31 protein-coding genes are annotated in these 23,547 nt (G+C 70.4%); 16 read left to right on the top strand and 15 right to left on the bottom strand.

Going from position 1 to position 23,547, the window contains the following annotated elements; all coding sequences use genetic code 11:
* Window positions 1-23: 23 nt before the first annotated feature.
* Window positions 24-545, bottom strand: a complete 522-nt coding sequence (locus tag Ato02nite_RS11450; protein WP_213006434.1) for a DUF1697 domain-containing protein — start codon at window positions 543-545, stop codon at window positions 24-26.
* Window positions 546-741: 196 nt separating this feature from the next.
* On the opposite strand from Ato02nite_RS11450, the gene Ato02nite_RS11445 reads away from it, so the two are divergent.
* Both Ato02nite_RS11445 and Ato02nite_RS11440 read left to right on the top strand, forming a co-directional pair.
* On the top strand, window positions 742-1,308 hold the full coding sequence (locus Ato02nite_RS11445; protein ID WP_213006433.1) for a GAF domain-containing protein: 567 nt from the start codon (window positions 742-744) through the stop codon (window positions 1,306-1,308).
* Window positions 1,309-1,378: 70 nt separating this feature from the next.
* Window positions 1,379-2,293 (top strand): diacylglycerol/lipid kinase family protein, encoded by a 915-nt coding sequence (locus tag Ato02nite_RS11440; RefSeq protein WP_213006432.1) that lies wholly within the window; start codon window positions 1,379-1,381, stop codon window positions 2,291-2,293.
* A 122-nt stretch (window positions 2,294-2,415) separates the two neighbouring features.
* On the opposite strand, the gene Ato02nite_RS11435 is transcribed toward Ato02nite_RS11440, so the two are convergent.
* Window positions 2,416-3,294, bottom strand: coding sequence for a hypothetical protein (locus tag Ato02nite_RS11435; RefSeq protein ID WP_213006431.1), 879 nt, complete (start codon window positions 3,292-3,294; stop codon window positions 2,416-2,418).
* Window positions 3,295-3,491: 197 nt separating this feature from the next.
* Here Ato02nite_RS11435 and Ato02nite_RS11430 point away from each other — a divergent pair, with 197 nt between their 5' ends.
* Window positions 3,492-3,713, top strand: a complete 222-nt coding sequence (locus Ato02nite_RS11430; RefSeq protein WP_213006430.1) for a hypothetical protein — start codon at window positions 3,492-3,494, stop codon at window positions 3,711-3,713.
* Between the two features lie 3 nt (window positions 3,714-3,716).
* On the opposite strand, the gene Ato02nite_RS11425 is transcribed toward Ato02nite_RS11430, so the two are convergent.
* On the bottom strand, window positions 3,717-4,820 hold the full coding sequence (locus Ato02nite_RS11425; RefSeq protein ID WP_213006429.1) for an MBL fold metallo-hydrolase: 1,104 nt from the start codon (window positions 4,818-4,820) through the stop codon (window positions 3,717-3,719).
* Between the two features lie 67 nt (window positions 4,821-4,887).
* On the opposite strand from Ato02nite_RS11425, the gene Ato02nite_RS11420 reads away from it, so the two are divergent.
* From Ato02nite_RS11420 to Ato02nite_RS11385, 8 genes are all read left to right on the top strand, one after another.
* Entirely contained in the window at window positions 4,888-5,466 is a 579-nt protein-coding gene (locus Ato02nite_RS11420) for an LURP-one-related family protein (RefSeq protein WP_213006428.1), read from the top strand.
* An 11-nt stretch (window positions 5,467-5,477) separates the two neighbouring features.
* The gene (locus tag Ato02nite_RS11415) at window positions 5,478-6,935 is read left to right on the top strand and encodes a deoxyguanosinetriphosphate triphosphohydrolase family protein (RefSeq protein ID WP_213006427.1); all 1,458 of its coding nucleotides are present in this window, start codon (window positions 5,478-5,480) and stop codon (window positions 6,933-6,935) included.
* A 164-nt stretch (window positions 6,936-7,099) separates the two neighbouring features.
* The gene (locus Ato02nite_RS11410) at window positions 7,100-7,897 is read left to right on the top strand and encodes an ArsR/SmtB family transcription factor (protein WP_246606601.1); all 798 of its coding nucleotides are present in this window, start codon (window positions 7,100-7,102) and stop codon (window positions 7,895-7,897) included.
* 80 nt (window positions 7,898-7,977) lie between these two features.
* Entirely contained in the window at window positions 7,978-8,772 is a 795-nt protein-coding gene (locus tag Ato02nite_RS11405; protein WP_213006426.1) for a thioesterase family protein, read from the top strand.
* An 81-nt stretch (window positions 8,773-8,853) separates the two neighbouring features.
* Window positions 8,854-9,408: an ATP-binding transcription factor AbmR gene (gene abmR, locus Ato02nite_RS11400; RefSeq protein WP_213006425.1), complete on the top strand. Its 555-nt coding sequence runs from the start codon at window positions 8,854-8,856 to the stop codon at window positions 9,406-9,408.
* Between the two features lie 4 nt (window positions 9,409-9,412).
* Window positions 9,413-10,144 (top strand): HipA family kinase, encoded by a 732-nt coding sequence (locus Ato02nite_RS11395; RefSeq protein WP_213006424.1) that lies wholly within the window; start codon window positions 9,413-9,415, stop codon window positions 10,142-10,144.
* Window positions 10,132-10,509, top strand: a complete 378-nt coding sequence (locus Ato02nite_RS11390; RefSeq protein WP_307853663.1) for a DUF3037 domain-containing protein — start codon at window positions 10,132-10,134, stop codon at window positions 10,507-10,509. The genes Ato02nite_RS11395 and Ato02nite_RS11390 overlap by 13 nt, the downstream gene beginning before the upstream one ends.
* Window positions 10,510-10,515: 6 nt before the next feature.
* Complete coding sequence (locus Ato02nite_RS11385; protein ID WP_213006423.1) at window positions 10,516-10,845, top strand: nucleoside triphosphate pyrophosphohydrolase family protein; 330 nt, start codon at window positions 10,516-10,518, stop codon at window positions 10,843-10,845.
* A gap of 40 nt (window positions 10,846-10,885) precedes the next feature.
* On the opposite strand, the gene Ato02nite_RS11380 is transcribed toward Ato02nite_RS11385, so the two are convergent.
* Both Ato02nite_RS11380 and Ato02nite_RS11375 read right to left on the bottom strand, forming a co-directional pair.
* The gene (locus tag Ato02nite_RS11380) at window positions 10,886-11,734 is read right to left on the bottom strand and encodes a transglutaminase-like domain-containing protein (protein ID WP_213006422.1); all 849 of its coding nucleotides are present in this window, start codon (window positions 11,732-11,734) and stop codon (window positions 10,886-10,888) included.
* 5 nt (window positions 11,735-11,739) lie between these two features.
* A complete protein-coding gene (locus tag Ato02nite_RS11375; protein ID WP_213006421.1) occupies window positions 11,740-12,567 on the bottom strand; it encodes a MerR family transcriptional regulator in 828 nt (275 codons plus the stop codon).
* A gap of 91 nt (window positions 12,568-12,658) precedes the next feature.
* Here Ato02nite_RS11375 and Ato02nite_RS11370 point away from each other — a divergent pair, with 91 nt between their 5' ends.
* Both Ato02nite_RS11370 and Ato02nite_RS11365 read left to right on the top strand, forming a co-directional pair.
* On the top strand, window positions 12,659-13,726 hold the full coding sequence (locus Ato02nite_RS11370; RefSeq protein ID WP_213006420.1) for an ATP-dependent DNA ligase: 1,068 nt from the start codon (window positions 12,659-12,661) through the stop codon (window positions 13,724-13,726).
* Between the two features lie 97 nt (window positions 13,727-13,823).
* Window positions 13,824-15,347 carry an alpha/beta hydrolase gene (locus tag Ato02nite_RS11365; protein WP_213006419.1) on the top strand — a complete coding sequence of 508 codons (1,524 nt, stop codon included), beginning with the start codon at window positions 13,824-13,826 and terminating at the stop codon, window positions 15,345-15,347.
* Here Ato02nite_RS11365 and Ato02nite_RS11360 read toward each other — a convergent pair.
* Entirely contained in the window at window positions 15,298-15,756 is a 459-nt protein-coding gene (locus tag Ato02nite_RS11360; RefSeq protein WP_213006418.1) for a potassium channel family protein, read from the bottom strand. The two genes, Ato02nite_RS11365 and Ato02nite_RS11360, sit on opposite strands and share 50 nt — an antisense overlap.
* A 48-nt stretch (window positions 15,757-15,804) precedes the next feature.
* On the opposite strand from Ato02nite_RS11360, the gene Ato02nite_RS11355 reads away from it, so the two are divergent.
* The gene (locus Ato02nite_RS11355; protein WP_213006417.1) at window positions 15,805-16,260 is read left to right on the top strand and encodes a GNAT family N-acetyltransferase; all 456 of its coding nucleotides are present in this window, start codon (window positions 15,805-15,807) and stop codon (window positions 16,258-16,260) included.
* Here Ato02nite_RS11355 and ligD read toward each other — a convergent pair.
* The 3 genes from ligD to Ato02nite_RS11340 form a co-directional block, all read right to left on the bottom strand.
* A complete protein-coding gene (gene ligD / locus Ato02nite_RS11350; protein ID WP_213006416.1) occupies window positions 16,257-17,288 on the bottom strand; it encodes a non-homologous end-joining DNA ligase in 1,032 nt (343 codons plus the stop codon). The two genes, Ato02nite_RS11355 and ligD, sit on opposite strands and share 4 nt — an antisense overlap.
* 137 nt (window positions 17,289-17,425) lie before the next feature.
* Window positions 17,426-17,920 (bottom strand): LPXTG cell wall anchor domain-containing protein, encoded by a 495-nt coding sequence (locus Ato02nite_RS11345; RefSeq protein ID WP_213006415.1) that lies wholly within the window; start codon window positions 17,918-17,920, stop codon window positions 17,426-17,428.
* A 94-nt stretch (window positions 17,921-18,014) separates the two neighbouring features.
* Window positions 18,015-18,452 carry a hypothetical protein gene (locus Ato02nite_RS11340; protein WP_213006414.1) on the bottom strand — a complete coding sequence of 146 codons (438 nt, stop codon included), beginning with the start codon at window positions 18,450-18,452 and terminating at the stop codon, window positions 18,015-18,017.
* 66 nt (window positions 18,453-18,518) lie between these two features.
* On the opposite strand from Ato02nite_RS11340, the gene msrB reads away from it, so the two are divergent.
* Window positions 18,519-18,926: a peptide-methionine (R)-S-oxide reductase MsrB gene (gene msrB, locus Ato02nite_RS11335; RefSeq protein WP_213006413.1), complete on the top strand. Its 408-nt coding sequence runs from the start codon at window positions 18,519-18,521 to the stop codon at window positions 18,924-18,926.
* A 50-nt stretch (window positions 18,927-18,976) separates the two neighbouring features.
* Here msrB and Ato02nite_RS11330 read toward each other — a convergent pair whose 3' ends face one another.
* The 4 genes from Ato02nite_RS11330 to Ato02nite_RS11315 all read right to left on the bottom strand — a co-directional run bounded on the left by Ato02nite_RS11330 (window position 18,977) and on the right by Ato02nite_RS11315 (window position 20,872).
* Window positions 18,977-19,456 (bottom strand): dihydrofolate reductase, encoded by a 480-nt coding sequence (locus Ato02nite_RS11330; protein WP_246606591.1) that lies wholly within the window; start codon window positions 19,454-19,456, stop codon window positions 18,977-18,979.
* On the bottom strand, window positions 19,453-20,253 hold the full coding sequence (locus tag Ato02nite_RS11325; RefSeq protein ID WP_213006412.1) for a thymidylate synthase: 801 nt from the start codon (window positions 20,251-20,253) through the stop codon (window positions 19,453-19,455). The genes Ato02nite_RS11330 and Ato02nite_RS11325 overlap by 4 nt, the downstream gene beginning before the upstream one ends.
* A 70-nt stretch (window positions 20,254-20,323) precedes the next feature.
* Complete coding sequence (locus tag Ato02nite_RS11320) at window positions 20,324-20,572, bottom strand: hypothetical protein (RefSeq protein WP_213006411.1); 249 nt, start codon at window positions 20,570-20,572, stop codon at window positions 20,324-20,326.
* Window positions 20,573-20,617: 45 nt separating this feature from the next.
* Entirely contained in the window at window positions 20,618-20,872 is a 255-nt protein-coding gene (locus Ato02nite_RS11315; protein ID WP_213006410.1) for an isoamylase early set domain-containing protein, read from the bottom strand.
* Between the two features lie 63 nt (window positions 20,873-20,935).
* On the opposite strand from Ato02nite_RS11315, the gene Ato02nite_RS11310 reads away from it, so the two are divergent.
* On the top strand, window positions 20,936-21,367 hold the full coding sequence (locus Ato02nite_RS11310; protein WP_213006409.1) for a GNAT family N-acetyltransferase: 432 nt from the start codon (window positions 20,936-20,938) through the stop codon (window positions 21,365-21,367).
* Here the strand turns inward: Ato02nite_RS11310 and hemQ are convergent.
* Both hemQ and hemG read right to left on the bottom strand, forming a co-directional pair.
* Complete coding sequence (gene hemQ / locus Ato02nite_RS11305; protein ID WP_213006408.1) at window positions 21,364-22,071, bottom strand: hydrogen peroxide-dependent heme synthase; 708 nt, start codon at window positions 22,069-22,071, stop codon at window positions 21,364-21,366. The genes Ato02nite_RS11310 and hemQ overlap by 4 nt on opposite strands.
* Window positions 22,072-23,454 (bottom strand): protoporphyrinogen oxidase, encoded by a 1,383-nt coding sequence (hemG, locus tag Ato02nite_RS11300; protein ID WP_213006407.1) that lies wholly within the window; start codon window positions 23,452-23,454, stop codon window positions 22,072-22,074.
* Between the last annotated feature and the right edge of the window lie 93 nt (window positions 23,455-23,547).

The raw sequence follows: 23,547 nt of genomic DNA, 5'->3' as shown, positions 1-23,547 counted from the left end.
CCGGTGGCGGGCGGCCGGCCCGACTACATCGCCTCGGCCAGCTCGGCGAGTTTGGTGAGGGTCGCCCAGTTGCGTTCGGTGCCGTGCACGGCGAGACGGCGGGCGACCATCGCCGAGTTCACCGGGTTGCCGTGCACCCCGGTGCGGTAATCGAGGTAGACCTCACGGTCCCGCACCCGGATGTCGTCGTGCTCCTCCAGCCGTTCGACCCGCTCGGCGGCCGGGCGTTCGGCCAGGAAGATGACGCGTACGAGGGTGGGGCGCTCGGCGGCCGCCTCGGGAAAGGGGTTGGCGGCGAGGATCTCGCGCAGGCGGGCGTGACTGCGAATCATGACCGGCTCGCTCAGGCCGAAGTCGGTGCGCAGCACCGTCTGGATGATCGGGCCGATCTCCTGGTCGGTGCGCAGGAGGACGTTGCCGCTCTGCAGGTGGGTGCGGGCGCCGGGCAGACCGGCCTCGGCGAGCCGCTCGACCAGGGCGGCCATCGGCACCTTGTTACGCCGGCCGAGATTGACCGCCCGCAGCAGCGCGATCCACACCGTCATCCGCCCCGTCGCCTCCGCTCGACTCGTCGATCAACGACATCATCGCGGGTCGCAGAGGGCCGCGCCGACGCACCCCGGGTGCGATTTTCGGGTGTGGAGCGGCCGGTCGGGGGCCGATTCAGCACCAGGAGCGTTCCCGATGCATCGAGGTCGCCATAGGCTCGTTGTGACCGCGATCACGTCCGAGAGGCCTGTCATGACGGAGTCGACCAACGCATACGAATACCTGGACAACGTCGGGCCGGAGGAGCGGGCGCGGCTCGAGGCGGTCCGGCGCTACCGGCTGGTCGATCAGCCGGTGGAGGACGCGTACGACCGGATCGCGTTCGTGGCGGCGGCCATCTTCGACACTCCGATCGCGACGGTGTCGCTGGTCGAGCAGGACCGGGTGTGGCTGGCCGCCTGCCAGGGGGTGGGCGGGTTGCGCGAGGTGGGCCGGGAGCCCGGCCTGTGCGCCTCGGTGATCGCGCAGGACGACGTCTACGTGATCAACGACGCGGCCGTCGACCCGCGCACGCTCGAGCACCCGCTGGTCCGCGGCGACCTGGGCCTGCGCTTCTACGCGGCGGCGCCGATCCGCACCCACGACGGCTACCGCCTGGGCACCGTCAACGTCATCGACAGCCGGCCCCGCGAGGCGACGACCCGCCAGCTACGCGCCCTGGAACACCTGGCGTCGATGGTCTCCGACGAGCTCGAACTGCGCCTCATGGTGATCCGCAGCGCCGCCGCCGAGCAGCGCATGCGCGAGCGGGTGAACTGACCACCACCGGGCCGCTCCGATGATCGACGGCCGCTGATTACCGGGCGGGGAAATCGGGTAGCGCAAGGTCATGCGTACCCCCCGAACGATCGCCGTGGTCGCCCACCAGCGCAAGAAGCTCGACGGTGGGCTGGACGAGCTGCGACGCCGGATCACCGACGGCGGCGTCGACAAGTTGATCTGGGCCGAGGTCCCGAAGAGCCGCAAGGCGCCCAAGCAGGTCCGCAAGGCCGTCGCGGCCGGAGTAGACCTGCTCGTCGTCTGGGGCGGGGACGGCATCGTGCAGCGGTCACTCGACGTGCTGGCCCAGGAGAAGGGCGGCTCGAAGATCCCGGTGGCGATCATCCCGGCCGGCACCGGGAACCTGCTCGCCACCAACCTGGGCATCCCGGCCGACCTGGAGAAGGCGGTCGACATCGCGCTGCACGGCCGCCGGCGCCGGATCGACCTGGGCAAGATCGAGGGCGAGTACTTCGGCGTGATGGCCGGCATCGGCTTCGACGGCGCGATGATCCACGACGCGGACCGGAAGATGAAGGACCGTCTCGGCAAGCTCGCCTACGTGTGGACCGGCCTGCGGCACGTCAACGGCGAGGCCGCCACCGCGCGCATCCTCGTCGACGGCGTGAAATGGTTCGACGACGAGGCCAGCTGCGTTCTCATCGGCAATGTCGGCATGATCACCGGCGGCATCAACGCGTTCGACGACGCCAAGCCGGACGACGGCTGGCTCGACGTCGGCGTGGCCACCGCCCAGGGTGCTCTGCAGTGGGCGCGAGCGCTGGGCACGATGGCGGTGGGCCGCTCCGACCGGTCACCGTTCGTGCGCACCACCCGGGCCCGCCGCATCGACGTGAAACTCGAGAGCAAGATGGAGTACGAACTCGACGGCGGCGCCCGCACCAAGACCAAGAGCTTCTCCGCCAGGGTCGCCCCCGGCGCGGTCAAGATCTGTGTCCCCCGCGAGTCCGCCGAGGCCGCCTGACCCCGGCGCCTCCGCCTACCGCTGGTCAGGGCCCCAACTTTGGCCAGCCACCAAACGTGGATGGTCTCCCCCAGCACGGCCGGTCGCCCAGTTCGATCCCAGCGTCCAGCACGGCCGGGCGCTTACGAGTGGTCGGCCGGCTCGGTGAGGGCTATGCCGGCCAGGGCGAGCGCGTGGGCGCGGCCGGGGCAGCGGCGTGGGCCGGCCCCGAAAGCGAGCTCGCCGTCGAGGGCGACCACCACCTCCTCGCCGGCCTCCACCGCGAGGCCGCCGGGCAGGACGGTTGCGGCGGTGGCCCGGCGCTTCGTGGCCGGCACCGGCGGATCTTCGCGGAAGACCGTGGCCGGCGAGCGGTCGCGCAGCCGGTCGATCAGCGCGGCGGTGGGGTCGCAGGCCTGGACCAGGACGCCGATCCGGGCCGCGGTCCGCTCGTCGTGGGCGCCGGCCAGAACCTCGATCAGCCTCTCGACGGTCGCGTCGGCGAGGACCTCGTCAGCACGCGCCTCGTCGCCCCCGACGGGAGGCTCGCCACCGACGACCGCATCGCCACCGACGACCGCATCGACGCCAGCGGCAGGCTCGACACCGACGACCGCATCGACGCCAGCGGCAGGCTCGACGCCGACGACCGCATCGCCATCAGCGGCAGGCTCGGCGCCGGCGACCCGGATGCCCGGTTGCCGGTCCTTCGCGGCGGTGCCGGGGCGGTAGGCCTGGGCGATCTGCCGCACCAGGTCGGTCACCGGCTCGGTGATACCCATCGCGCGGGCCAGCGTCGCCACCGGGTGTTCGTCGCCGGCTCGCCGCAGGGAAGCGGGCGGGATCCGGGAGATGATCTCGACCGACAGTGCCCGGCGGCGGTCGTGCGAGGGGCCGGTGCTGAAGCGGCCGACCGACGCGCGCAGCCAGGCGATGCCGCTGGTGCCGGGCGGGACCGGTGGGACGACGAAGGTGGGGTCGGTCAGAACGGCCAGGGCGGCCCGGTCGCGGATGGTCGGCATGACCAAGGACGCTAGGGCTGGGACCGTTCGGTGACCGCCGAAGTTCCCCGCCGACCGAAGATAGTCGCGACAAAAGACAAATTTGCGACAAAACGCAATGGGGTTTTTATGGGTTTATTTGCCTGTCAATCCCCTGGATTGGGGCGCCGGCCAGACCGCAGACTGGCCTTCCGCTCCGCAACTCCAGGGGGTTCGACATGATCGCAGTCAGCGTCGCCGCCGTGTTGATCGCGGCCGCCGTCATCGTCGTCGGTTATCGCCTCGGTCGCACGCACTCCGCCTGGCGCGACGTGCACAACGCCCGCCAGGCACTCCGCAGCACCCGCCGGGACGCCATGGCCCAGACGGTCCGGTTCGTCTCGGCCTCGGTGATCATTTTGGCCACGCTGTTCGCCGCCGCCTTCAACGCGGCGCGCTGAATGTCAGGCGATCTGCTGCCACCAGCCGTCGACCGGCGGCGGGTTGTCGACGTCGACCCGCTCGCCGGGACGCGGAATCGCCAGCTTGACGTCGCGGGCCTTGGCCTCGGCCCAGGCGCGGTCGGCCGGCTCCGGCCAGTCGTGCAGAGCCAGGTTGAACGTGGCCCAGTGCACCGGGATCATCAGCCCGCCGCGCACGTCGACGTGGGTGGCCACGCCGTCCTCGGGGATCATGTGGATGTCCGGCCACTGGTCGCCGTACGCCCCGATCTGCACCAGGGTGACGTCGAACGGACCGTGTTCCGCACCGACCTCGGCGAAGCCGGGGAAATAACCGGTGTCGCCGGAGTAGAAGACCTTGCGGGTCGGCCCATTGATCACCCAGCTGGTCCAGAGGGTCTCGTCGCGGCTGAAGCCCCGGCCGGAGAAGTGCCGGGCCGCGGTGGCGATGAACTCGAGGCCGGCGACCTTGGCCCGCTCGTTCCAGTCCAGCTCGATGATGCGGGTGGCGGGCACACCCCAGCGCTCGAGGTGCGCGCCCACGCCCAGCGGCACCAGGAACGGCGCGGCCTGGAGGTCGACAAGGTTTTGGATGGTGTCCATGTCGAGGTGGTCGTAGTGATCGTGGGAGATCAGCACGGCGTCGATCGGCGGCAGGTCACGCAGCGCCACCGGCGGCTCGTGCAGGCGCTTCGGCCCGGACAGCCGGGACGGCGAGCAGCGCTCGCTCCAGACCGGGTCGAGCAGCACCCGGCGACCCTCGATCTCGACCAGTGCCGAGGAGTGGCCGAACCACGTGACGTGCAGGCCCTCCGCGTCCAGGCCGGGCACCGGGGCGACGACCGGGATCGGCTGGTGCGGCCGGCGGGCCTCGCGGTCGCGCATCGCGGCGGCGGCCATCCGGGGCATGCTGGCGGCGGAGAGCGGACTGGCCGGGACGGTGTTGCGGAATTTGCCCTCGGAGAACTGCGGGGAGGCCAGCATGCGGGCCAGCCGGTCACCCTTGGCCTTGGCACCCATCTGCCGCGGGATGTCCTTCGCGACCCACACGGCGGCAGCGCCCAGCGCCAGAGCGATCAATGAACCGGTTCGTCCCCGCTTTGTCATCACCCCAGTTTGACGGCCTGAAGGGGGTCCCCGCCACCGAGGTGGAAAGGTTCTAGACTGCGCGGCCGTGACTGTCGACACTCTTCAAACTCAGCAGCAGTTGATCGTCCGTCAGCGGATCCGCCTGATGGTCAACCAATATGAGATCCACGCCGTCACCCCCGACGGCCAGGAAGCCGGCATCCTCGCCTTCGCCCAGCAGAAGCGGATGGCGTTCAAGGAGCAGGTCACCCTGTACTCCGACGACACCAAGACCACCCCGGTGCTGGGCTTCAAGGCTCGCCAGGTGATCGACCTGGGCGCCACCTACGACGTCACCGACGCGAGCGGTGCGCCGATCGGCCTGTTCCGGAAGAACTTCAAGGAGTCGCTGCTGCGCTCCACCTGGCACCTCGAGCAGCCCGGTTACGGCGAGATGATCGGCCGGGAGAGCAACCTGACCGTTGCGATTCTGCGTCGGTTCGTGGACTCGCTGTCCTGGCTGCCGTACCACTTCGAGTTCCTGATCGGCGACCGGCCGGCGTTCTCGGTGGTCAAGAAGTGGGGCCTGCGCGACCGTTACGTGGTCACGATCCACGACCCGCAGCTGGACCGCCGGCTCGTGGCGGCCATGGCGGTTGCGCTGGACGCTCTGCAAGCCCGGTAGCGTTGCGGGGTATGGACGATTCTCGGGCTCAGCGTTTGTTCGGAGAAAGCCTGGTCGCACCGGGTGATCTCGCGGCCAGCCCGTTCCGGGTCGACCGGGACCGGATCGTCAGCTCCCCCTTCTTCGCGAGGCTGGCCGGCGTTACCCAGGTGATCAGCCCGGGCGGTGCCGGCCTCCTCGTGCACAACCGCATGACGCACAGCCTGAAGGTCGCTCAGGTGGCCCGCGCGATCGCGGAACGGCTGGTAAAGGCCGACAAATCTGATCTGTCGGAGAAGTTGGGTGGCCTCGACCCCGATGTCGTCGAGGCCGCCGCCCTCGCCCACGACCTCGGCCACCCACCCTTCGGCCACCTCGGCGAACGCGTCCTCGACCAGCTCGCCCGCAACCGGCTGCGTATCCCGGACGGCTTCGAGGGCAACGCCCAGTCGTACCGGATCGTCACCAGCACCGAGATCCGCGGCCAGGCCACGATCGGCCTCAACCTCACCAACGCCGTCCGCGCCGCGATCCTCAAATACCCGTGGACCAGGCACGGCACCGCCCGCTACATGGACCCGCCGCCGCGCGGCGCGGCACCGATCCCGGACGACCCCGAGGCCGGCTCGCTCAAGTTCGGCGCCTACAGCACCGAGGTCGACGACATGGCGGCCGCCCGGGCGCCGTTCGCCGGCCGGGTCGCCGACTGGCAGCAGACCGTCGAGGCCTCGGTGATGGACACGGCCGATGACATCGCCTACGCCATCCACGACCTGGAGGATGTGCACCGGGTCGGCGTGCTCCAGCAGGGTGCGGTCGCCGCCGAACTGATGGCCTGGCAGCGCTGGGGACCGGACTCGGATCCGACCCGGGCCGGCGGCGCGATCGAGTCGCTGCGCCGCCAGCTGCACCGCAAGGACGGCTGGATGGCCAACGACGACGCCTTCGCGGCCGCCGTCGAGCTGGTGCGCGCCGAGTTGGTCGACGGCCTGCTGGCCCGCCCGTTCGACGGCTCGCTGGAGGCGGAGGCCCAGGTGGCGGCGTTCTCGGCGAACTGGACCCGGCGCCTGGTCGAGTCGATCGAGCTGATCGGCCAGCCCGCCGTCCGCTCCGGGCACGTCCAGCTCTCGGTCGCCCAGTGGCACGAGGTCCAGATCCTCAAGTTCGTCCAGAACCGCTTCGTGCTGGCCCGCCCCGACCTGGCCCTGCACCAGCGCGGCCAGGCCCGCCTGCTCGCGTCCCTGGTCGAGGCCCTGCTGTCCTGGCTCACCGACCCCGACGAGGAGGAGCGCATCCCCCGCCGCCTGCGCGACCTGGTCGAACTGGCCGACACGGAACTCCCCGACGGCACCCCGGACCGCCTGGGCCAGGCCCGCGGCCGAGCCGTGGTCGATTTCGTCGCCGGTCTGACCGACAGCCAGGCCGTCGGCCTGATGGACGCGCTCTCCGGCCGCTCCCGCCAGCTCTGGACCGACGCCTTCGTGCTTTAAGACCTTCAAGACCTTCTTGTCGCATCTGGGTGGTGGGTACAGACCGCTGCTCCCGCCGAGGCCGGGCCGGGGCCCAGCAAGGCTGGCCCTGGCCCTTCATTCTGCGTAAGTGGTTGCTCCCGCTTACTTGACGTTATGCAGTCTGCTGCCTGCATAATGCTCGGGTGAGCGACGCCGTGTTCAGAGCGCTCGCCGACCCTTCCCGGCGGCGGTTGCTCGACAGCCTGCGGAAAAACGATGGGCAGACGCTCGGGCAGCTGTGCGGGCAGCTCGCGATGGCCCGGCAGTCGGTCACCCAGCATCTGGCCGTTCTCCAAGAGGCCAACCTGATCAGCACGGTCCGTAACGGCCGGGAGAAGCTGCACTACCTCAACCCGGTCCCGATCCACGACATGCAACAGCGCTGGCTCGCGCCGTTCGACCAGCCCCGGCTGAACGCGCTGGCCGCCATCAAGCAGAACGCGGAGGAGCCAGACATGAAACCCAGCTTCGTCTACGTGACCTACATCGAGAGCACCCCCGAGCGGGTCTGGCACGCGCTCACCGACGCCGATCTGACCGCCGATTTCTGGGGGCACAGCAACATCTCCGACTGGCAGCCCGGCTCGCGCTGGGAGCACCGCCGGGTCGACGGCTCCGAGATCGTCGACTGCGTCGGCCGGGTGATCGAGTCCACCCCGCCGTCCCGTCTGGCGATCACGTTCGAGGACCCGAACGCCCAGCCCGACGACGACCCCTCGGTGGTGACCTTCACCGTCGAGCCCTACCACGACATCGTCCGGCTGACCGTGACCCACGAGAACCTGGCCGGCGACGACGAGCTGCACGCGATCTCGGCCGGCTGGCCCGCCGTCATGGCCAACCTGAAGTCACTGCTGGAGACCGGGCACGTCCTCCCCCAGGCCCCGTGGGAGATGCACGCCGATCTTCGCGACGCCCAGATGGCACGCCACGACGCCTGAGCCACCGAAGCGCCTTGACATGGGCCACTCGGGCATCGGCGAAGTTGACGGCGTCAAGTTTGCCGTGGCAGCTTGATCGAATGAAGACCTTCGCGGAAGCGACGGCCGTGAGCGGCGGAAACGGCACCTACGAGGCCGACCTCGACCCGCAGTGGGCGATCGGCGACAAGCTGCACGGCGGCTATCTGATGGCGATCATGTGCCGGGCCGTCGGCGCCGCCGACGCCGACCACCCGCACCTGGTCGCGGGCACCACCTCGTTCCTCCGGCCGCCGAAGCCCGGCCGGGCGACGGTGGCGGTCGAGCTGCTGCGCGCCGGGCGCAGCCAGGCCCAGTTCCGGGCACGGCTCGAGCAGGACGGCATCCCGTGTGCCGAGTCGCTGGTCACCCAGGGGACGCTGGACGAGTCGGAGGCCTGGTGGAGCGGGGTGAGCCGGCCCGAAATGCCGGCCGAGGAGGACTGCTTCCGGCTCCCGTCGAACCCGCCGGGTGCGCAGTTCCCGGTGCACCTGCTGGACGTGGTCGAGCATCGGCTCGACCCGGCCGACCTGGGCTTCGCGGCCGGGCAGCCCTCCACCGCCGGGCGGATCGCCGCCTGGCTGCGCCTGGCCGACGGCGCCGACTGGGACCCGCTGAGCCTGCTGATCGCCCTCGACCCGGCCCCGCCGATCTCGCTCACGCTGGGCGTGACGGGCTGGGCGCCGACGATCACGCTCACCGCCTACCTGCGGCGGCTACCGGCACCCGGCCCGCTGCGGGTGACCATGCACGCCACCGAGATCGTCGCGAGCCGGATGGACGAGATCGCGTACGTCTGGGACGCCAAGGACAACCTCGTGGCGCAGGCGACCCAGCTCGCGGCAATCCGAACCTGACTTCCGCCCCTGGCGAACGTGATGGCAGTAAGCGCTGTAACGGTGTAATCCTGTAATCACGTTCGTATGGGGAGGTTGGATATGCGTTACCGTCCCGCTCCGCCGGGGGCCCGCAACGAGCCCCCGGCCGCCGACGACGCTGCCGCCTGGGTTACCGGGGCAATCCCGGACGGGTGGTTCACCGAGCGTCCCGAGGTCGTGGTCGACCGCGACGAGATCATCATTTGGGCCCGGATGGCCGCGCCGGACCTCGGCGCCGACGCCACCGACGCCGACCGGGCAGCCGCCCAGGCCGGCCGGATCAACCAGTTCCGCGAGGACACCCGGGAGGACCGGATCCGGGTGGCCCGTCAGGTCGAGCACCGCTACCAGCGCAAGGTCGCCTGGGGCGTGCGCTGCGGCGACACCAATGAGCTGTTCACCCATCTGTCCGCTCCGGTGATGACGCGCCTGCGCCAGCCCGAGCGGCAGATCCTGGACACGCTGGTCGACGCCGGCGTGGCCCGCTCCCGGTCGGAGGCGTTGGCCTGGTGCGTGAAACTGGTCGGCCAGCACACCGAGGAGTGGCTGACCGAGCTGCGTGAAGCCATGACCAAGGTCGACGAGCTGCGGCGGCAGGGACCGGCCACCGCCTGATCTAATGAGCGGCGTGCTACGTCAGGTAACCGCCCTCCGCTATGTCACGCCGCTACGCGAGGGCGGTTCCCTGCCCGGCGTCGTCGAGGCCGACGACCTGGGGACGTACGTCGTGAAGTTTCGCGGCGCCGGGCAGGGACCGAAGGCGCTGGTCGCCGAGGTGATCTCGGGCGAACTGGCCCGCCGGCTGGACCTGCCCGTCCCCGAGCTGGCCGTGGTGCACCTGGACCCGATCGTGGCCCGCGCCGAGCCCGACGAGGAAGTCCAGGAGCTGATCAAGGCAAGCGCCGGCGCCAACCTGGGCATGGACTTCCTGCCCGGCTCTCTCGGCTACGACCCGGTCGCACACCCGGTCGACCCGGTGCTGGCCTCGAGGGTGCTCGCGTTCGACGCCTTCGTGGAGAACGTGGACCGCAGCTGGCGCAACCCGAACCTGCTGATCTGGCACAACGCGCTATGGCTGATCGACCACGGCGCCACCCTGTACTTCCACCACAACTGGCCGAGAGCCGAGGCCGTGGTGCACCGCCCCTACAAATGGGACGACCACGTGCTCAAGCCCTATGCCACGGCACTGGCCACCGAGGGCCCCACGCTGGCCGCCCGGCTGACCCCGGAGCTGATCGCCGAGGTGCTGACCCTGGTGCCCGACGAATGGCTGGAAGACGTGGACCGCGACGCCTACCTGAACCACCTGTCCCAGCGGGCCGAGCAGCCGGAGGCGTGGCTGCCGTGAGAGTCCCCTACGAGTACGCGATCATCCAGGCCGTCCCCCGCATCGAACGCGGCGAACTGATCAACGTGGGCGTGCTTCTCTACAGCCAGCGCCAGGATTTCCTGGCCGCCCGCACCCACCTGCACGAGGACCGCCTGCGCGCCCTGGACCCAAAGGTCGACGTGCCGGCCGTGGCCGCCGCCCTGGCCGCGTGGGAGGCCACCTGCACCGGCGCCGGCGCAGCCGCCACCATGAAGCCGGGCGAACGTTTCCGCTGGCTGGTAGCCCCTCGCAGCACGATCCTGCGCGCCGGCCCGGTGCACATGGGCCTGGCCACCGACCCGTCCACCGAACTGGACCGCCTGCTCACCGTCCTGGTCCACTGACCGCCCATGGACCTGGACGAGTATCAGCGCGGCGCCCTGCGCACCGCCTCCGCACGCGACACGAAGAACGAGCTGCTTCACCTGGTGCTCGGGCTGGCCGGCGAGTCGGGTGAGATCGCCGAGAAGTTCAAGAAGTGGGTGCGGGACCTCGACAGCGACGAGTCGCGGATCGACCGGGCGGACATCGCCAAGGAACTCGGCGACGTGCTCTGGTACGTAGCGGTGCTCGCCGACTACCTCGATCTGTCGCTCGACGACATCGCGACGGCCAACTTGACCAAGCTGGCCAGTCGCCAGAACCGCGGCGTCCTGGGCGGCAGCGGCGACAACCGCTGAGCGACGAGCCACCCACCTACGCGAGGACGCGCTGGGCGGTTCAGGTGGGGCGGTGCAGGTCGGCCTCCGAGGGTGGGCGGTTGGGGGTGGCGCAGGTGATGTGGCGGCCGGGGTGCAGGCGGGGCTCGGAAGCGTAGAGGTCGGCCAGCTTGCGCTCGGCGCTTCGATCGCCCGCGTCGGCGGACTGGAGGAGGTCGGCTATCTCGTCGATCAGCCCCAGGTTGTCGCCCAGCGTCAGGCTCACGTCGCCCCACACGTCCCAGAGCAGCAGCTCGTCGCCGCGGCGGTGGGCCAGCTCGTAGATGACGTAGTTGCGCACGAACGCCGCGCCCCGCAGCTCGGCCGGCAGGTCGGGGCCGACGCCGAAGGTGTCGACATCGATCTCGCCGCGGCGGTAGGCCGCCCACACCTGCGCGGCGGGACGCAGGCCGCCCTCGCTCAGGCGCACGTCGGGCAGGTCCATCTGGCTGTCGGTGGCGATCCAGCGGGCACCGTCCCAGTACTCCGTGATCACGTGGTCGATGTGGAACGTCGGGTCGAAGTAGTCGCCGAACCCGACCCGGCTCCGGGCGGGGATGCCCTTGTGCCGCAGGGCGGCCACCGTCAGCAGCGTGAAGTCGCGGCAGCAGCCGACGATGCGCTCAGAAGGCGGCCGCGGCTCGGCGAGCGGGGTGGAATGTCGGCTGCGGTCGGCGTCGAGCATGCGGTCGACCCAGCGGCTGTCGATCTCGGTGAGCCGGTCGGGTGGGAAGTCGATGCCGGACGCGCGGTAGTGCACGGCGAGGTTGCGCACGACCGCGCCGATGCCGTCGGGGTCGGCGGGAAGCGGATCGAACAGCGCCGCGTGCCGTCGGGGGTCGGAGAACCGGGTCTGCCGGGTGTAGTCCATGTCTGTCACTCCTTGATGGGTATCGACACGTGCACGAACGGATCGGTGCCGGCGATGCGGTGCCACTCGCCCAGGTAGATCTCACGCTCGGGGCCGATGCGGGTCAGGCCCTCGGTGCTCAGGTAGTCGTCGACCGCCTCGTAGGCCCGCATGATGCGCGGATAGAAGCAGTCATCGCGGGCCACCGTCGCGTAGGCCTCGCGATGCGCCGACTCCAGCCGGATCGCGATCTCGCCGAGCGGCTCGACCACACCGGTGAACGGGACGCAGACCTCGATGGTCGCCTCGCTCTCCGGCGTGACCGGACCGTGAAAGATCACCCAGTGCTCGGCGAACTCGGCCTCGGCCCAGCCGTGCAGGTGGGAACGGATCGCCCACTCCAGGTCGCGAATGGCCTCGACCAGGCCGTTCTGGTCGACCGCCGTACGGATTGAAGCGATCTTGAAGGTCGGGACCTCCCGGACCCGCACCGTGAAGCTCGCCTCGACCGAGCTGGCGCTGTTGGCCAGGCGACCGCGCAACCAGTGCAGACTCCCCCGTCGGGCCTGCATCGCCGCCTCCTCCGCCGCCCACCAGCGATCGAGGCGAACCACCGCCTCCGCGTCGGGTGCGTCGAGGATCTCGGCGGCGACCGCCAGCGGCATCTCGAGCCGGCGGAGCACGCTGAGGCGACGAGCGCGCTCCAACTGGTCGGGTTGGTAATAGCGGTAGCCGTTGAGCGGATCGACCGAAGCAGGCCGCAGCAGACCGGAGTCGTCATAGGCGCGAAGGACTTTCGCGGTGAGGCCGGCCCGGCGGGCGAACTCGCCGATGGTGAGCGTGCGGGAGGTCATGGGGACGAGTGTGGGGCTTCCCCTCGGGGGAAGGTAAAGGCCAAAAAACCGAGGGGCTTCCGGATCACGCCGGAAGCGGCAGACTGGGGCCATGCAGCTGCCGATCAATCCGCCGGTCAAGCCGATGCTCGCCAAGCCCGTGGCGGAGATTCCGCCCGGCCAGGTCTACGAGCCGAAGTGGGACGGCTTCCGCTCGATCATCTTCCGGGACGGTCCGGAGGTCGAGATCGGCAGCCGCAACGAGAAACCGATGACCAGGTATTTTCCCGAGGTCGTCGAGGCCGTGCTGGCCAACTTCCCGGAGCGGGCGGTGATCGACGGCGAGGTGATCGTGGCCGACACCGAGCGCAACACGCTCGATTTCGAGGCGCTGCAGCAGCGCATCCACCCGGCCGCGAGCCGGGTCAAGCTGCTGAGTGAGCAGACCCCGGCCAGCTTCGTCGCGTTCGACCTGCTCGCCATCGGCGATGAGGACCTCAGCGAGCTGCCCTTCGCCGAACGGCGGGCACGCCTGGTGGACGTACTGAAAAATGCGCGGCCGCCGGTGCACATCACCCCGGCCACCGACGATCTTCCCACCGCGCGGCGGTGGTTCGCCGAGTTCGAGGGGGCCGGGCTCGACGGGTTGATCGCCAAGTCGCCCGAGCTCACCTACCAGCCCGACAAGCGGGTGATGACGAAGATCAAGCACAAGCGGACGGCCGACTGTGTGGTAGCCGGCTACCGGGTGCACAAGTCCGCCGAGGACCGGATCGGGTCGCTGCTGCTCGGGCTGTACGACGAGCGCGGCGTGCTGGCCTCGGTCGGGGTGATCGGCGCGTTCCCCATCGCGGTGCGCGAGGAGCTGTTCCGCGAGCTCCAGCCGCTGGTCACGTCGTTCGAGGGGCACCCGTGGGACTGGGCCGCGCAGATGCAGGGCGAGCGCACCCCGCGCAAGAACGAGTACAGCCGGTGGAACAACGGCAAGGACCTGTCGTTCACGCCGTTGCGGCCGGAGCGGGTGGTCGAGGTGCGTTACGACTACATGGAGGGCGTCCGGTTCCGGCACACCGCCCAGTTCGAGCGCTGGCGGCCCGACCGGGAGCCGCACACCTGCACCTACGAGCAGCTGGAACGGCCGGTCCAGTTCAACCTGGCCGAGGTCTTGACAAGCCGGTAAATCAGGACCGGCTAGCCTCGACTCCAGCAAGCCCAGCCGTCGAAAGGCCGTAACAGTGCCGCGTCGCACCCGTCTGGTCGTCGGAATCCTCGCCGCCATGGTGATCACCCTCGCGGGTTGCACCGTGCCCACGTTCGCACCGGACGGTTCGGGCGAGGACGATCCGTTCGCCAAGAGCACCTCCGCGGCGCCCGGCTCGAGCACCGACTGGCGGTCCTGCGACGACGTTCCGCGCGACCTGGTCGGCCGGGGCGCCACCGGGATGCAGTACGACTGCGCCGACATCGCCGTCCCGCGCGACTGGAACGATCCGCAGAGCGGCGGCGAGACCTATTCGATCTCGGTGATCCGCATCCACTCCGCGACGCAGAAGAACCGGATCGGCTCGCTACTGATCAACCCGGGCGGCCCGGGCGGCTCCGGCGTCGACACCGCCGTCTACCTCTCCTACGGCGAGGCGCTCGGCGGTCTGCCCACCGAGATCACCGACAAGTTCGACATCATCGGCTTCGACCCGCGCGGGGTCGGCCGCTCCGACCCGATCAAGTGCATCGACAACAGCGACCAGGACGCCAGCTTCGCGGCCCCGCCCGACCCGGCCAGCCAGGCCGACTTCGACAGCCTGGTGGCGCTGAACAAGAAGATCGCCGGCGACTGCGGCGCGAAGTACGGCGACCAGCTGGTCAACTTCTCCACCGAGCAGGCCGCCAAGGACATGGACTCGATCCGGGCCGCGGTCGGCGACGAGAAACTGTCCTACCTGGGCTGGTCCTACGGCACGCTGCTCGGCGCCACCTACGCCCAGCAGTTCCCGGCCAACATCCGGGCGATGGTGCTGGACGGCGCGGTCGACCCGAAGCAGACCTACGTGCAGGGCTCCGAGTCGCAGGCCAAGGGCTTCGAGCGGGCGTTCACCAACTTCACCGCCTGGTGCAAGGCGACCCCGGCGAAGTGCCCGATCGCGCCGGACGCGCGCAAGGCGGTGACCGACGCGATGGCCGCCGCCGCGAAGAACCCGATCGCCTACTCGGACGGTCGCAAGGCGACCGCCGGCTGGATCTTCGTCGCGGTGATCTCGTCGCTCTACTCGGAGTCGGGCTGGACCACCCTCGCGCAGGCGGTGGCGGGCCTTCAGCAGGGCAACGCCAAGGGCATCTTCACCCTGGCCGACCAGTACGCGGAGCGGAAACCGGACGGCAGCTACAGCAACCTGTTCGACGCCAACCTCGCGGTGAACTGCGCCGACACCAAGGACGCGCCCAGCGTGGAGGAGGTCCGCAAGCTCCAGGGCGAGTGGCGTAAGAAGTACCCGCTGTTCGGGGCGGCGCTGGCGGTCGGCATGCTGCCGTGCACGTTCTGGCCGGGTGAGCGCGACCCCTACCCGGCGAGCACGGCCAACGGCGCCCCGCCGATCGTGGTGGTCGGCACCACCGGCGACCCGGCCACGCCCTACGAGAACACCGCCGACCTGGCGAGCATGCTGGGTGTCGGGCACGTGCTCACCTGGGAGGGGGAGGGCCACACGGCGTACCCGAGCACCAAGTGCATCGTGCAGGCGGTCGACGGTTACCTCATCGATCTGACGGTGCCGCAGGAGGGTTTGCGCTGTCCGGCAAAGTGACGCCCTCCCGCTCGGCGAGGGCCTCGAGGAGCACCTTCACCCGGCGCAGGTTGTGCTTGAGCTCTTCCTGCTCGTCGTGCCGGAAGGCATCGGTGTCCACGATCAGCTTGCTGGCGAAGTGCGCGGTGATCAGCGGGATCACCAGCAGCACCATGACCGAGATGAGCACCCCGGCGACCACCCGCCCCTGCCAGGTCGACGGCGAGATGTCGCCGTAACCGACGGTGGAGGCGGTCACGACGGCCCACCACACCGCGTCACCGACCGAGGCGTCCTTCTCGAAGAAGTGGTAGAGGACGGCGCAGACGAAGATGAGCAGCGCGTAGGAAAGAATGAGGGTGCGCGGTGAGTTGGCCAGCCAGACGAGCACCCGGTAGGCCCGCCGGAACGGTGTGAGCAGCACGTGCATGGCCAACATCGTGCCTGAGCCACGCACTCAACGGGGAGGACGCGATCGATGGAGTTCCGCCTGGCCGAACGGGCAGATGTGCCCGCGATCCTGGAGCTGCTCGCCGACGACGAGATCAGCCGGGCGCGGGGTTTCGGCACGGTGCCCGAGGAGGTGGACGCCGCGACCTGGGCGGCCTTCGAGGCGATCGACGCCGATCCGGGCAACGAGCTGATCGTCGGGGTGGACGGCGGCGAGGTGCTGGCGACCTGCCAGCTCACCTTCACGCCCGGCCTGAGCCGCGGCGGATCCTGGCGGATGACGATCGAGGCCGTCCGGGTGCGGGCCGATCAGCGCGGCGGCGGCTTCGGCCACCAATTGATGGCGTACGCCGTGCAGCGCGCCCGTGATCGCGGCTGCAAGGTCGTCCAGCTCACCACGGACAAGCGCCGCACCGAGGCACACCGCTTCTACGAGAAGCTCGGCTTCACCGCCTCGCACGAGGGCATGAAGCTGTCGATCTAGTCGGCGGAGGTCCAGTTCGCCTTGTTCATCTTGCTCGGCTGCACCCGCGGCGGCTCGCCCGGCATCTTCGGGTGGTCGGGCGGATAGGGCATGTCGCCCTGGCCGGCCTTTTCGTCCCGCTCGACCCACTCCAGCAGCGGGGTGATGTCATGCGCCACGTCGTCGATGCCCGCGTGCGGGTCACCGATCTTGGCGAACCGGGCCGGCACCGTGCGCAGATCGAAGTCGTCCGGCTCCACCTCGGTCAGCTCGGCCCAGGTCACCGGGGTGGACACGGTGGCCCGGGCGGTGGCGCGCAGAGAATAGGCGCAGGCGATCGTGCGGTCCCGCGCCATCTGGTTGAAGTCGAGGAACACCTTCTCGCCGCGCTCCTCCTTCCACCACGCGGTGGTGATCCGGTCGGGGCTGCGCCGCTCGACCTCCCGGGCCAGGGCGATCGCCGCCCGCCGCACCTGCACGAACGACCACTGCGGCGCGATCCGCACGTAGACGTGCACGCCGCGGCCGCCGGAGGTCTTCGGATAACCCACGAAGCCCAGGTCGTCGAGCACCTCGCGGATCACCCCGGCCGCCGCGACCACGTCGCCGAAGCCGGTGCCGGCGTGCGGGTCGAGGTCGATGCGCAGCTCGTCGGGGTTGTCGGGGGCGGCGGCCCGCACCGGCCAGGGGTGGAAGACGATCGTGCCCATCTGCGCGGCCCAGGCCACGTGGGCGAGGTCGGCCGGGCACAGCTCGTCGGCCGTCCGCCCGCTCGGGAAGCTGATCGTCGCGGTCTGCACCCAGGGCGGCACCCCGCGGGTGGCGATGCGTTTCTGGAAGAACATCTCGCCGTCGATGCCGTCGGGGAAGCGCTGCAGCGTGGTGGGCCGGTCCCGCAGGGCGCGCAGGATGCCGTCGCCGACGGAACGGTAATACTCGAACACGTCGCGCTTCGTGTAGCCCTTGCTCGGGAAGCAGATCTTGTCAGGGCTGCTCAGCCGGACGGTGTGGCCGGCGATCTCGTGCTCTTCCGCTGCGGCTTTCGGCATGCATTCGACCCTATGCCGCGGGTGCGACAAAAAACCGGAGGCCGTCCGGCTTCGAGCCGGACGGCCTCCGTCGCGCTGTCCACGGCGTACCCGAGAGGGAAGCGCAAGCCGCCTGACTTAGGCGGATAAATCGGATGTCAGGCGTTGCGACGACGCCGGGTGTACCAGACCGAGGCGACGCCGCCGGCGACCATCAGGGCGCCGAGCGAGACGATCGCGCCCATCGGGGCACCGGTCACCGGAAGGGTGTGGGCGGGGCTGACGCCGCCGCCGGTGCTGCTGGTCGGCGTGGGCGTGACGGTGTCCTGCACGCCCGGCGGCGTGGTCGGCGGCACGGTGTCGACGTTGCCGGACGGCGTGGTCGCACTCGGGCTCGGCGTCACCGTGTGGCTCGGCGTCGTGGTGCCGTAGCCGGCGTGGCCGCGGGTGGGCCCGCCGGTCGCGGGCGCCTCGCCCGTGTCCGAGCCGTAGTCACACTTGGTGCGGTCGTCGTCGGCACACGGCGTAGCGGTGACGGCCGGGCGGGCCGCGTACTCCGCGACGGCCAGGGCCGGCGAGGCGGAAAAGGCCAGAGCCGCAGCGACGGCCACTGAGGGCAGTCCGGCGGCGAGAATTCGACGAGTTGCACTCATGAGGAGTTTTCCGTTCTGTTGCGGTGTTTCCAGGGTCCGGAGGCGAGCTTACGGCATTTGCCCGATTTACCCGTAAACACCCCCCGGCGGGTCATCATCCCGGAAGACCACCGAAACGGTGACTACGCCACAAATGCGACAAAGCGAACATCTTTGACTCGAAGCGAGGGTCGGCGGCGAACAGATCACCGCTGTACGGGGCCTGAAGCTGCACGCTCGCACCGGAGTCGAGATAGACCGAGACCACCGTCCGCTTGCCCCGGCGCTCGGCCCGCATGTCCACCACCCGATGCCACGGCGCGAAGCCCGCCCTGGTCCGGATGCCGCGCGCGCCCAGCTCGACACCGGTGAACCGGCGCAACAGCAGCCCGATCACCGCCCCCGCGATGGCCGGGCCGAAGGCCAGAAAGGGCCGGCCGAAGGCCAGGGCGGTGGTGATTCCCACCACCCCGATCAGCGCGCCGAGATAGAGGCCGCGGCCGAGAGCCTGCTGCCACGTGGGACGGAACGTCGCGGGCGATGCATCTTCCATGCCTGTCCAACGGATGCGGTTACGGCGCCGGCCGCACTTGCGGTGCGTCGGACGTACCGTTGGCACATGGCACCGAACGAGACCACCCTGCCCACCACCGAGGACGAGTGGCGGGTCCGGCTCAGCCCGGCTGAGTTCCGGGTCCTGCGCCAGGCCGGCACCGAGGCCCCCTGGTCCGGGGAGTATGTAGAGACCAAGACCGAGGGCATGTACACGTGCCGCGCCTGCGGCGCCGAGCTGTACCCCAGCGACTACAAGTTCGACTCGCACTGCGGCTGGCCGTCGTTCGATGACGCCATCCCCGGCGCGGTCAAGGAGATCGAGGACCGCACCCTCGGCATGCTGCGGGTCGAGATCCGCTGCGCCCGGTGCGACTCACACCTGGGCCACGTCTTCCGCGGCGAGCAGTTCACCGCGAAGAACACCCGCCACTGCGTCAACAGCCTCTCGATCAAGCTCGACCCGAAGGCCTGACGAACGATGCAGCCCGGCGACAATTGCGCCGGGCTGCCGGAGTACGAACGTCAGAGCGCCCGTTCCAGCTCCTCGACGACGTAGCGCAGCCCGTTGGACGCGGTCTGCCATCCCGAGCCGGACTTCAGCACCCAGCTGTCGCCCAGCGCCGGCGCCCGGGTGTCGCCCGCGACCTCGAGGTCGATCCGGGTGCGCACGACATGCGTCGCGATCGGCAGGAACGCCTCGTAGACCGCCGCGCCGCCGATCACCCAGACCTCGCCGCTGAGATCGACGGCGTGCACCGCGTGCGCCACTTCGGCGCCCGGCGCCGTCCAGTCCGGGTCCCGGGTCAGCACGACGTTCCGGCGGCCCGGCAGCGGCCGCACCCGCTCCGGCAGCGAATCCCAGGTGGCGCGGCCCATGACCACGGCCGCGCCCATCGTCCGCTCCTTGAACAGGGCCTGCTCGCCCGGCAGATGCCACGGGATGCCGCCCTCGGCGCCGATCACCCGATCCCGGGCCTCGGCCCAGATCATGTGGACGGTCACACCGCCACCGGCGCCCGCAGCGCGGGGTGGTGCTGGTAGTTGACCAGGGAAAAGTCCTCGTACCGGTAGTCGAAGAGCGAGCCGGCCGGGGCGATCTCGAGCTCCGGGAACTCGAACGCCTTCCGGGACAGCTGCTCGTTCACCTGCTCGACGTGGTTCGAGTAGATGTGGCAGTCGCCGCCCACCCAGATGAAGTCACCCGGGGTGAGCCCGACCTGGGCCGCCACCATGCGGGTGAGCAGTGCGTAGCTGGCGATGTTGAACGGCACGCCGAGGAAGAGGTCGGCGCTGCGCTGGTAGAGCTGGCAGCTCAGCCGGCCGTCGGCCACGTAGAACTGGAACATCGCGTGGCACGGCGCGAGCGCCATCGACGGCAGATCGGCCACGTTCCACGCCGAGACCAGCATGCGGCGCGAGTCGGGGTCCTTGCGGAGCGTCTCCAGCACCGAGGTGATCTGGTCGACGTGCCCACCGTCCGGAGTCGGCCACGACCGCCACTGCACGCCGTAGACGGGGCCGAGCTCACCCTGCTCGTCGGCCCACTCGTCCCAGATGGAGATGCCCTGGTCCTTCAGCCAGCTCACGTTGCTGTCGCCGCGCAGGAACCAGAGCAGCTCGACGGCCACCGACTTGAAGTGCACCCGCTTCGTGGTGATCAGCGGAAAGCCCTGCGACAGGTCGTAGCGCAGCCGCTCACCGAACAGGCTCACCGTGCCGGTGCCGGTGCGGTCACTCTTCGGGGTTCCGGTGGTGAGGACGCGGCGCAGCAGGTCCTCGTACTGGGTGTCCACAGACATGCCAGCAAAAGTACAGCTCCGCCGGCGTCGCCCCGGCGGCAGAGGGGGGCGACGGCGGCGGCGGGCTTGATCACCCTGCCCAGGCCTCGGCCATCTGCGGGATCTGCTGGTTCATCGCGTTCAGCTCCTGCTGCTGCGCGGCGGCCGCGGCGGCCGGGGCGGCGAAACCGAGCTCGGCGCCGATCTGCTGCCAGCGCTCGTAGAGCACCTGATCGACCAGGACGGTCCGAATGTCCTGATGTGCCGCCCGCAGCTCATCCACCGCCGACTCGTACCGCGCTACACGCTTGTGCAGCTCCGAGGTCTCGTACATGGTCATACAGCCAGATTAGCCATAAATGAGACTTTTTCTGGCTTTTCGCGGTTAGAGGTGGAGCTCGCTGCCCTGCTCGTCGTCCAGCCACACGCCGTCGCTCGCCAGGTAGCGGAACTCGTAGTGGCCCGGTGCCAGCGGCACGCTCACCGTGCGGGTGCCGTCGCGGCGCGGCTTGAGCTCGTGCGCGCCCGGCTCCCAGCTGTTGAACGTACCCACCACACTCACCCGGCCGGCCGGCACGTCGCTCGGCAGGCAGAAGGTCACCCGCGTCTTGTTGCCGAAGAGCCTGCTCTTCTTGATCATGCCTCCATCCGTACAACCCCTGGCCGCGATACGGGTGACGGCGCGCCGCATACGATTCGGCACATGCCTGACGACCTTCGCTCCGCCTCGTTCGCCGACCTGGACACCACGACGCTCTACGGGATCCTCAAGCTCCGCAGCGACGTGTTCGTGGTCGAGCAGGACTGCGTCTACCCCGACCTCGACGGCCGGGACACCGAGCCCGGGACGCGGCACGTGTGGTTCGAACGCGACGGGGAGATCCGCGCGTACCTCCGGGTGCTGCAGGACGGCGAGACGCAGCGGATCGGCCGCGTGGTGACCGCCCCCAAGGCGCGCGGGACCGGCCTGGCCGCCCGCCTGGTCGAAGAGGCGCTGACCATCATCGGCAACCGCCCGAGCGCCCTGGAGGCGCAGGCGTACCTGGCGAATTTCTACGCCAAGTTCGGCTTCCAACAAACCGGCCCGGAATACATCGAGGACGGCATTCCGCACATTCCGATGCGTCGGCCCTAGGGCAGAGCCGCGACGAGCTCGGTGATCGAGCGGCGCCGGCCCGTGTAGAACGGGACCTCCTCGCGGACGTGCCGGCGAGCGGTGGAGGCGCGCAGCTCGCGCATCAGGTCGACGATGCGGTGCAGCTCGTCGGCCTCGAAGGCCAGCATCCACTCGTAGTCGCCCAACGCGAACGACGCGACCGTGTTGGCCCGCACGTCCGGGAAGCCGCGAGCCTGCCGACCGTGCTCGGCCAGCATGTGCCGACGGTCCTCGTCGGGCAGCAAATACCACTCGTAGGAGCGGACGAACGGGTAGACGCAGATGTACGGCCTGGCCTCCTCGCCGGCCAGGAAGGCCGGCAGGTGGCTCTTGTTGAACTCGGCCGGCCGGTGCAGCGCCATCTGCGACCAGACCGGGGAAAGGTGCCGGCCGAAGGCCGTCTTCCGGAAGAGGCTGTACGCGTCCTGCAGGGCGTCCGAGGAGCTGGAGTGCCACCAGATCATCACGTCGGCGTCGGCGCGCAGCCCGGACACGTCGTACGTGCCGCGGATCGTCACGTCCTTGCCGGACAGCTGGTCGAACAGGGTGTCGACCTCGTTCGACAGGTCCTCCCGCAGGGCCGGCAGCGGCGTGGCCGCCCGGAACACCGACCACATCGTGTAGCGGATCGTCGCGTTCAGCTCGTTGATCCGGGCCGCGTTCGACTGGGACTCGTCGCTCATCTATTCCTCCAGGGACTTGCTGACGTCTTCGGCGGCCCGCTCGCCGCTGACCACGCAGGCCGGGATGCCCACGCCGTCGAAGGCGGCACCGGCCAGCGCCAGGCCGGCGGGCAACTGCTGCCGGGCGAAGGCCACCCGCTCGTGGTGGCCGGGGGTGTACTGCGGGAGGCCGCCGCCCCACCGCTGGATCCAGGATGCGGCCGGTGGCGGCAACTCGCCGCCGATGAGCTCGCCCAACTCGCGGCGGGCCCGGGCGAGCAGGTCCTCGTCGGCGAGTTGGAGGCGGTCCTCCTCGCCGTGCCGGCCCAGTGACGCCCGCACGATCACCGCGCCGGACTCGCCACCGAGATGCGGCCACTTGCGGGTGAAAAACGTCGCCGCTTTCACCAGGGTGCCCTCGCTCGGCGGCACCAGGAAACCGGACAGCTCCGGCAGCGGCGTGCCGGGCGGCAGGGCGAGCGCGGCCAGCGCCACGCTCGCGTAGTCGAGCCGGCCGATCACCCCGGCGGCCTCGGCCGAGATGCCGGCCAGCAGGCGGGATGCGGGCTTGGCCGGCACGGCCAGCACCACCGCGTCGACGTCGTCGGTCTGCGGGGCCGGCACCGGGCCGAGCAGCAGCCGCCAGCCGTGCGCGGTGCGGGACAGGTCGCGCACCGGCAGGCCCAGGCTGATCCGCGCCCCGCTCGCGGTGGCGGCCGCGGCCACCAGCCGGGTCATGCCGCCGTCCACCGCGGTGAACACCGGACCGGCCGCACGGGTGCGGGCGGCCTGCGCGGCCCGCACGGCGGCCTGCAACGTGTGCTCGACCCGGGCGGTCGCGGCCAGCTGCGGCATCGTGACCTCGAGGGACAGTCGGTCGGCCCGCCCCGCGTAGACCCCGCCGAGCATCGGGTCGACGAGCCGGTCGACGACCTCGTCGCCGTAGCGGGCGCGGACCAGCTCACCCACCGCCACGTCTTCGCCCGCGGCCAGCAGTGGGTGGCCCTCGTCGCGGTCGGCGCCGGCCACATGGGCCACGTCGCCGAGCTGGGTGAGGTCGCCGGGCACGCCGATCAGCGTGCCGCCGGGCACCGGGGTCAGCCGGCCGCCGATCGACAACGCGGCCGGCACGGTGGCCGGATGCACCAGGGCGTCACCGAGGCCCAGATGCCGGGCCAGGCTCACGACCGCGGACTCACCGCCGTCGGGGCCGGCGCTCAGGAAGGACTCGGCGCCCCGCTCGACCGGCCGGCCGGCCAGCTCACCGGTGCGCAGTTTGCCGCCGAGGACGCCGCCCTGCTCGTACACGATGATCTCGGTGCCCGGCGGGGTCAGATCCCGCAGGCGCACCGCGGCGGCTAGGCCGGCGATGCCGCCACCGATGACCGCAACCCGCTTACGCACGCTGTCAACCCTCCCAGGTCGCGTGCCACCGTGACCACCGGGGTCGGTCGCTGTGAGGCCCACGGCAACCCACCCTGCACCCCCATCTCGTTC

This window comes from Paractinoplanes toevensis, assembly GCF_018332695.1.
In the GTDB taxonomy this organism is placed as follows: domain Bacteria; phylum Actinomycetota; class Actinomycetes; order Mycobacteriales; family Micromonosporaceae; genus Actinoplanes; species Actinoplanes toevensis.
The sequence above is the reverse complement of the archived record's forward strand: the minus strand, read 5'-3'. Positions and strand labels throughout refer to the sequence as shown.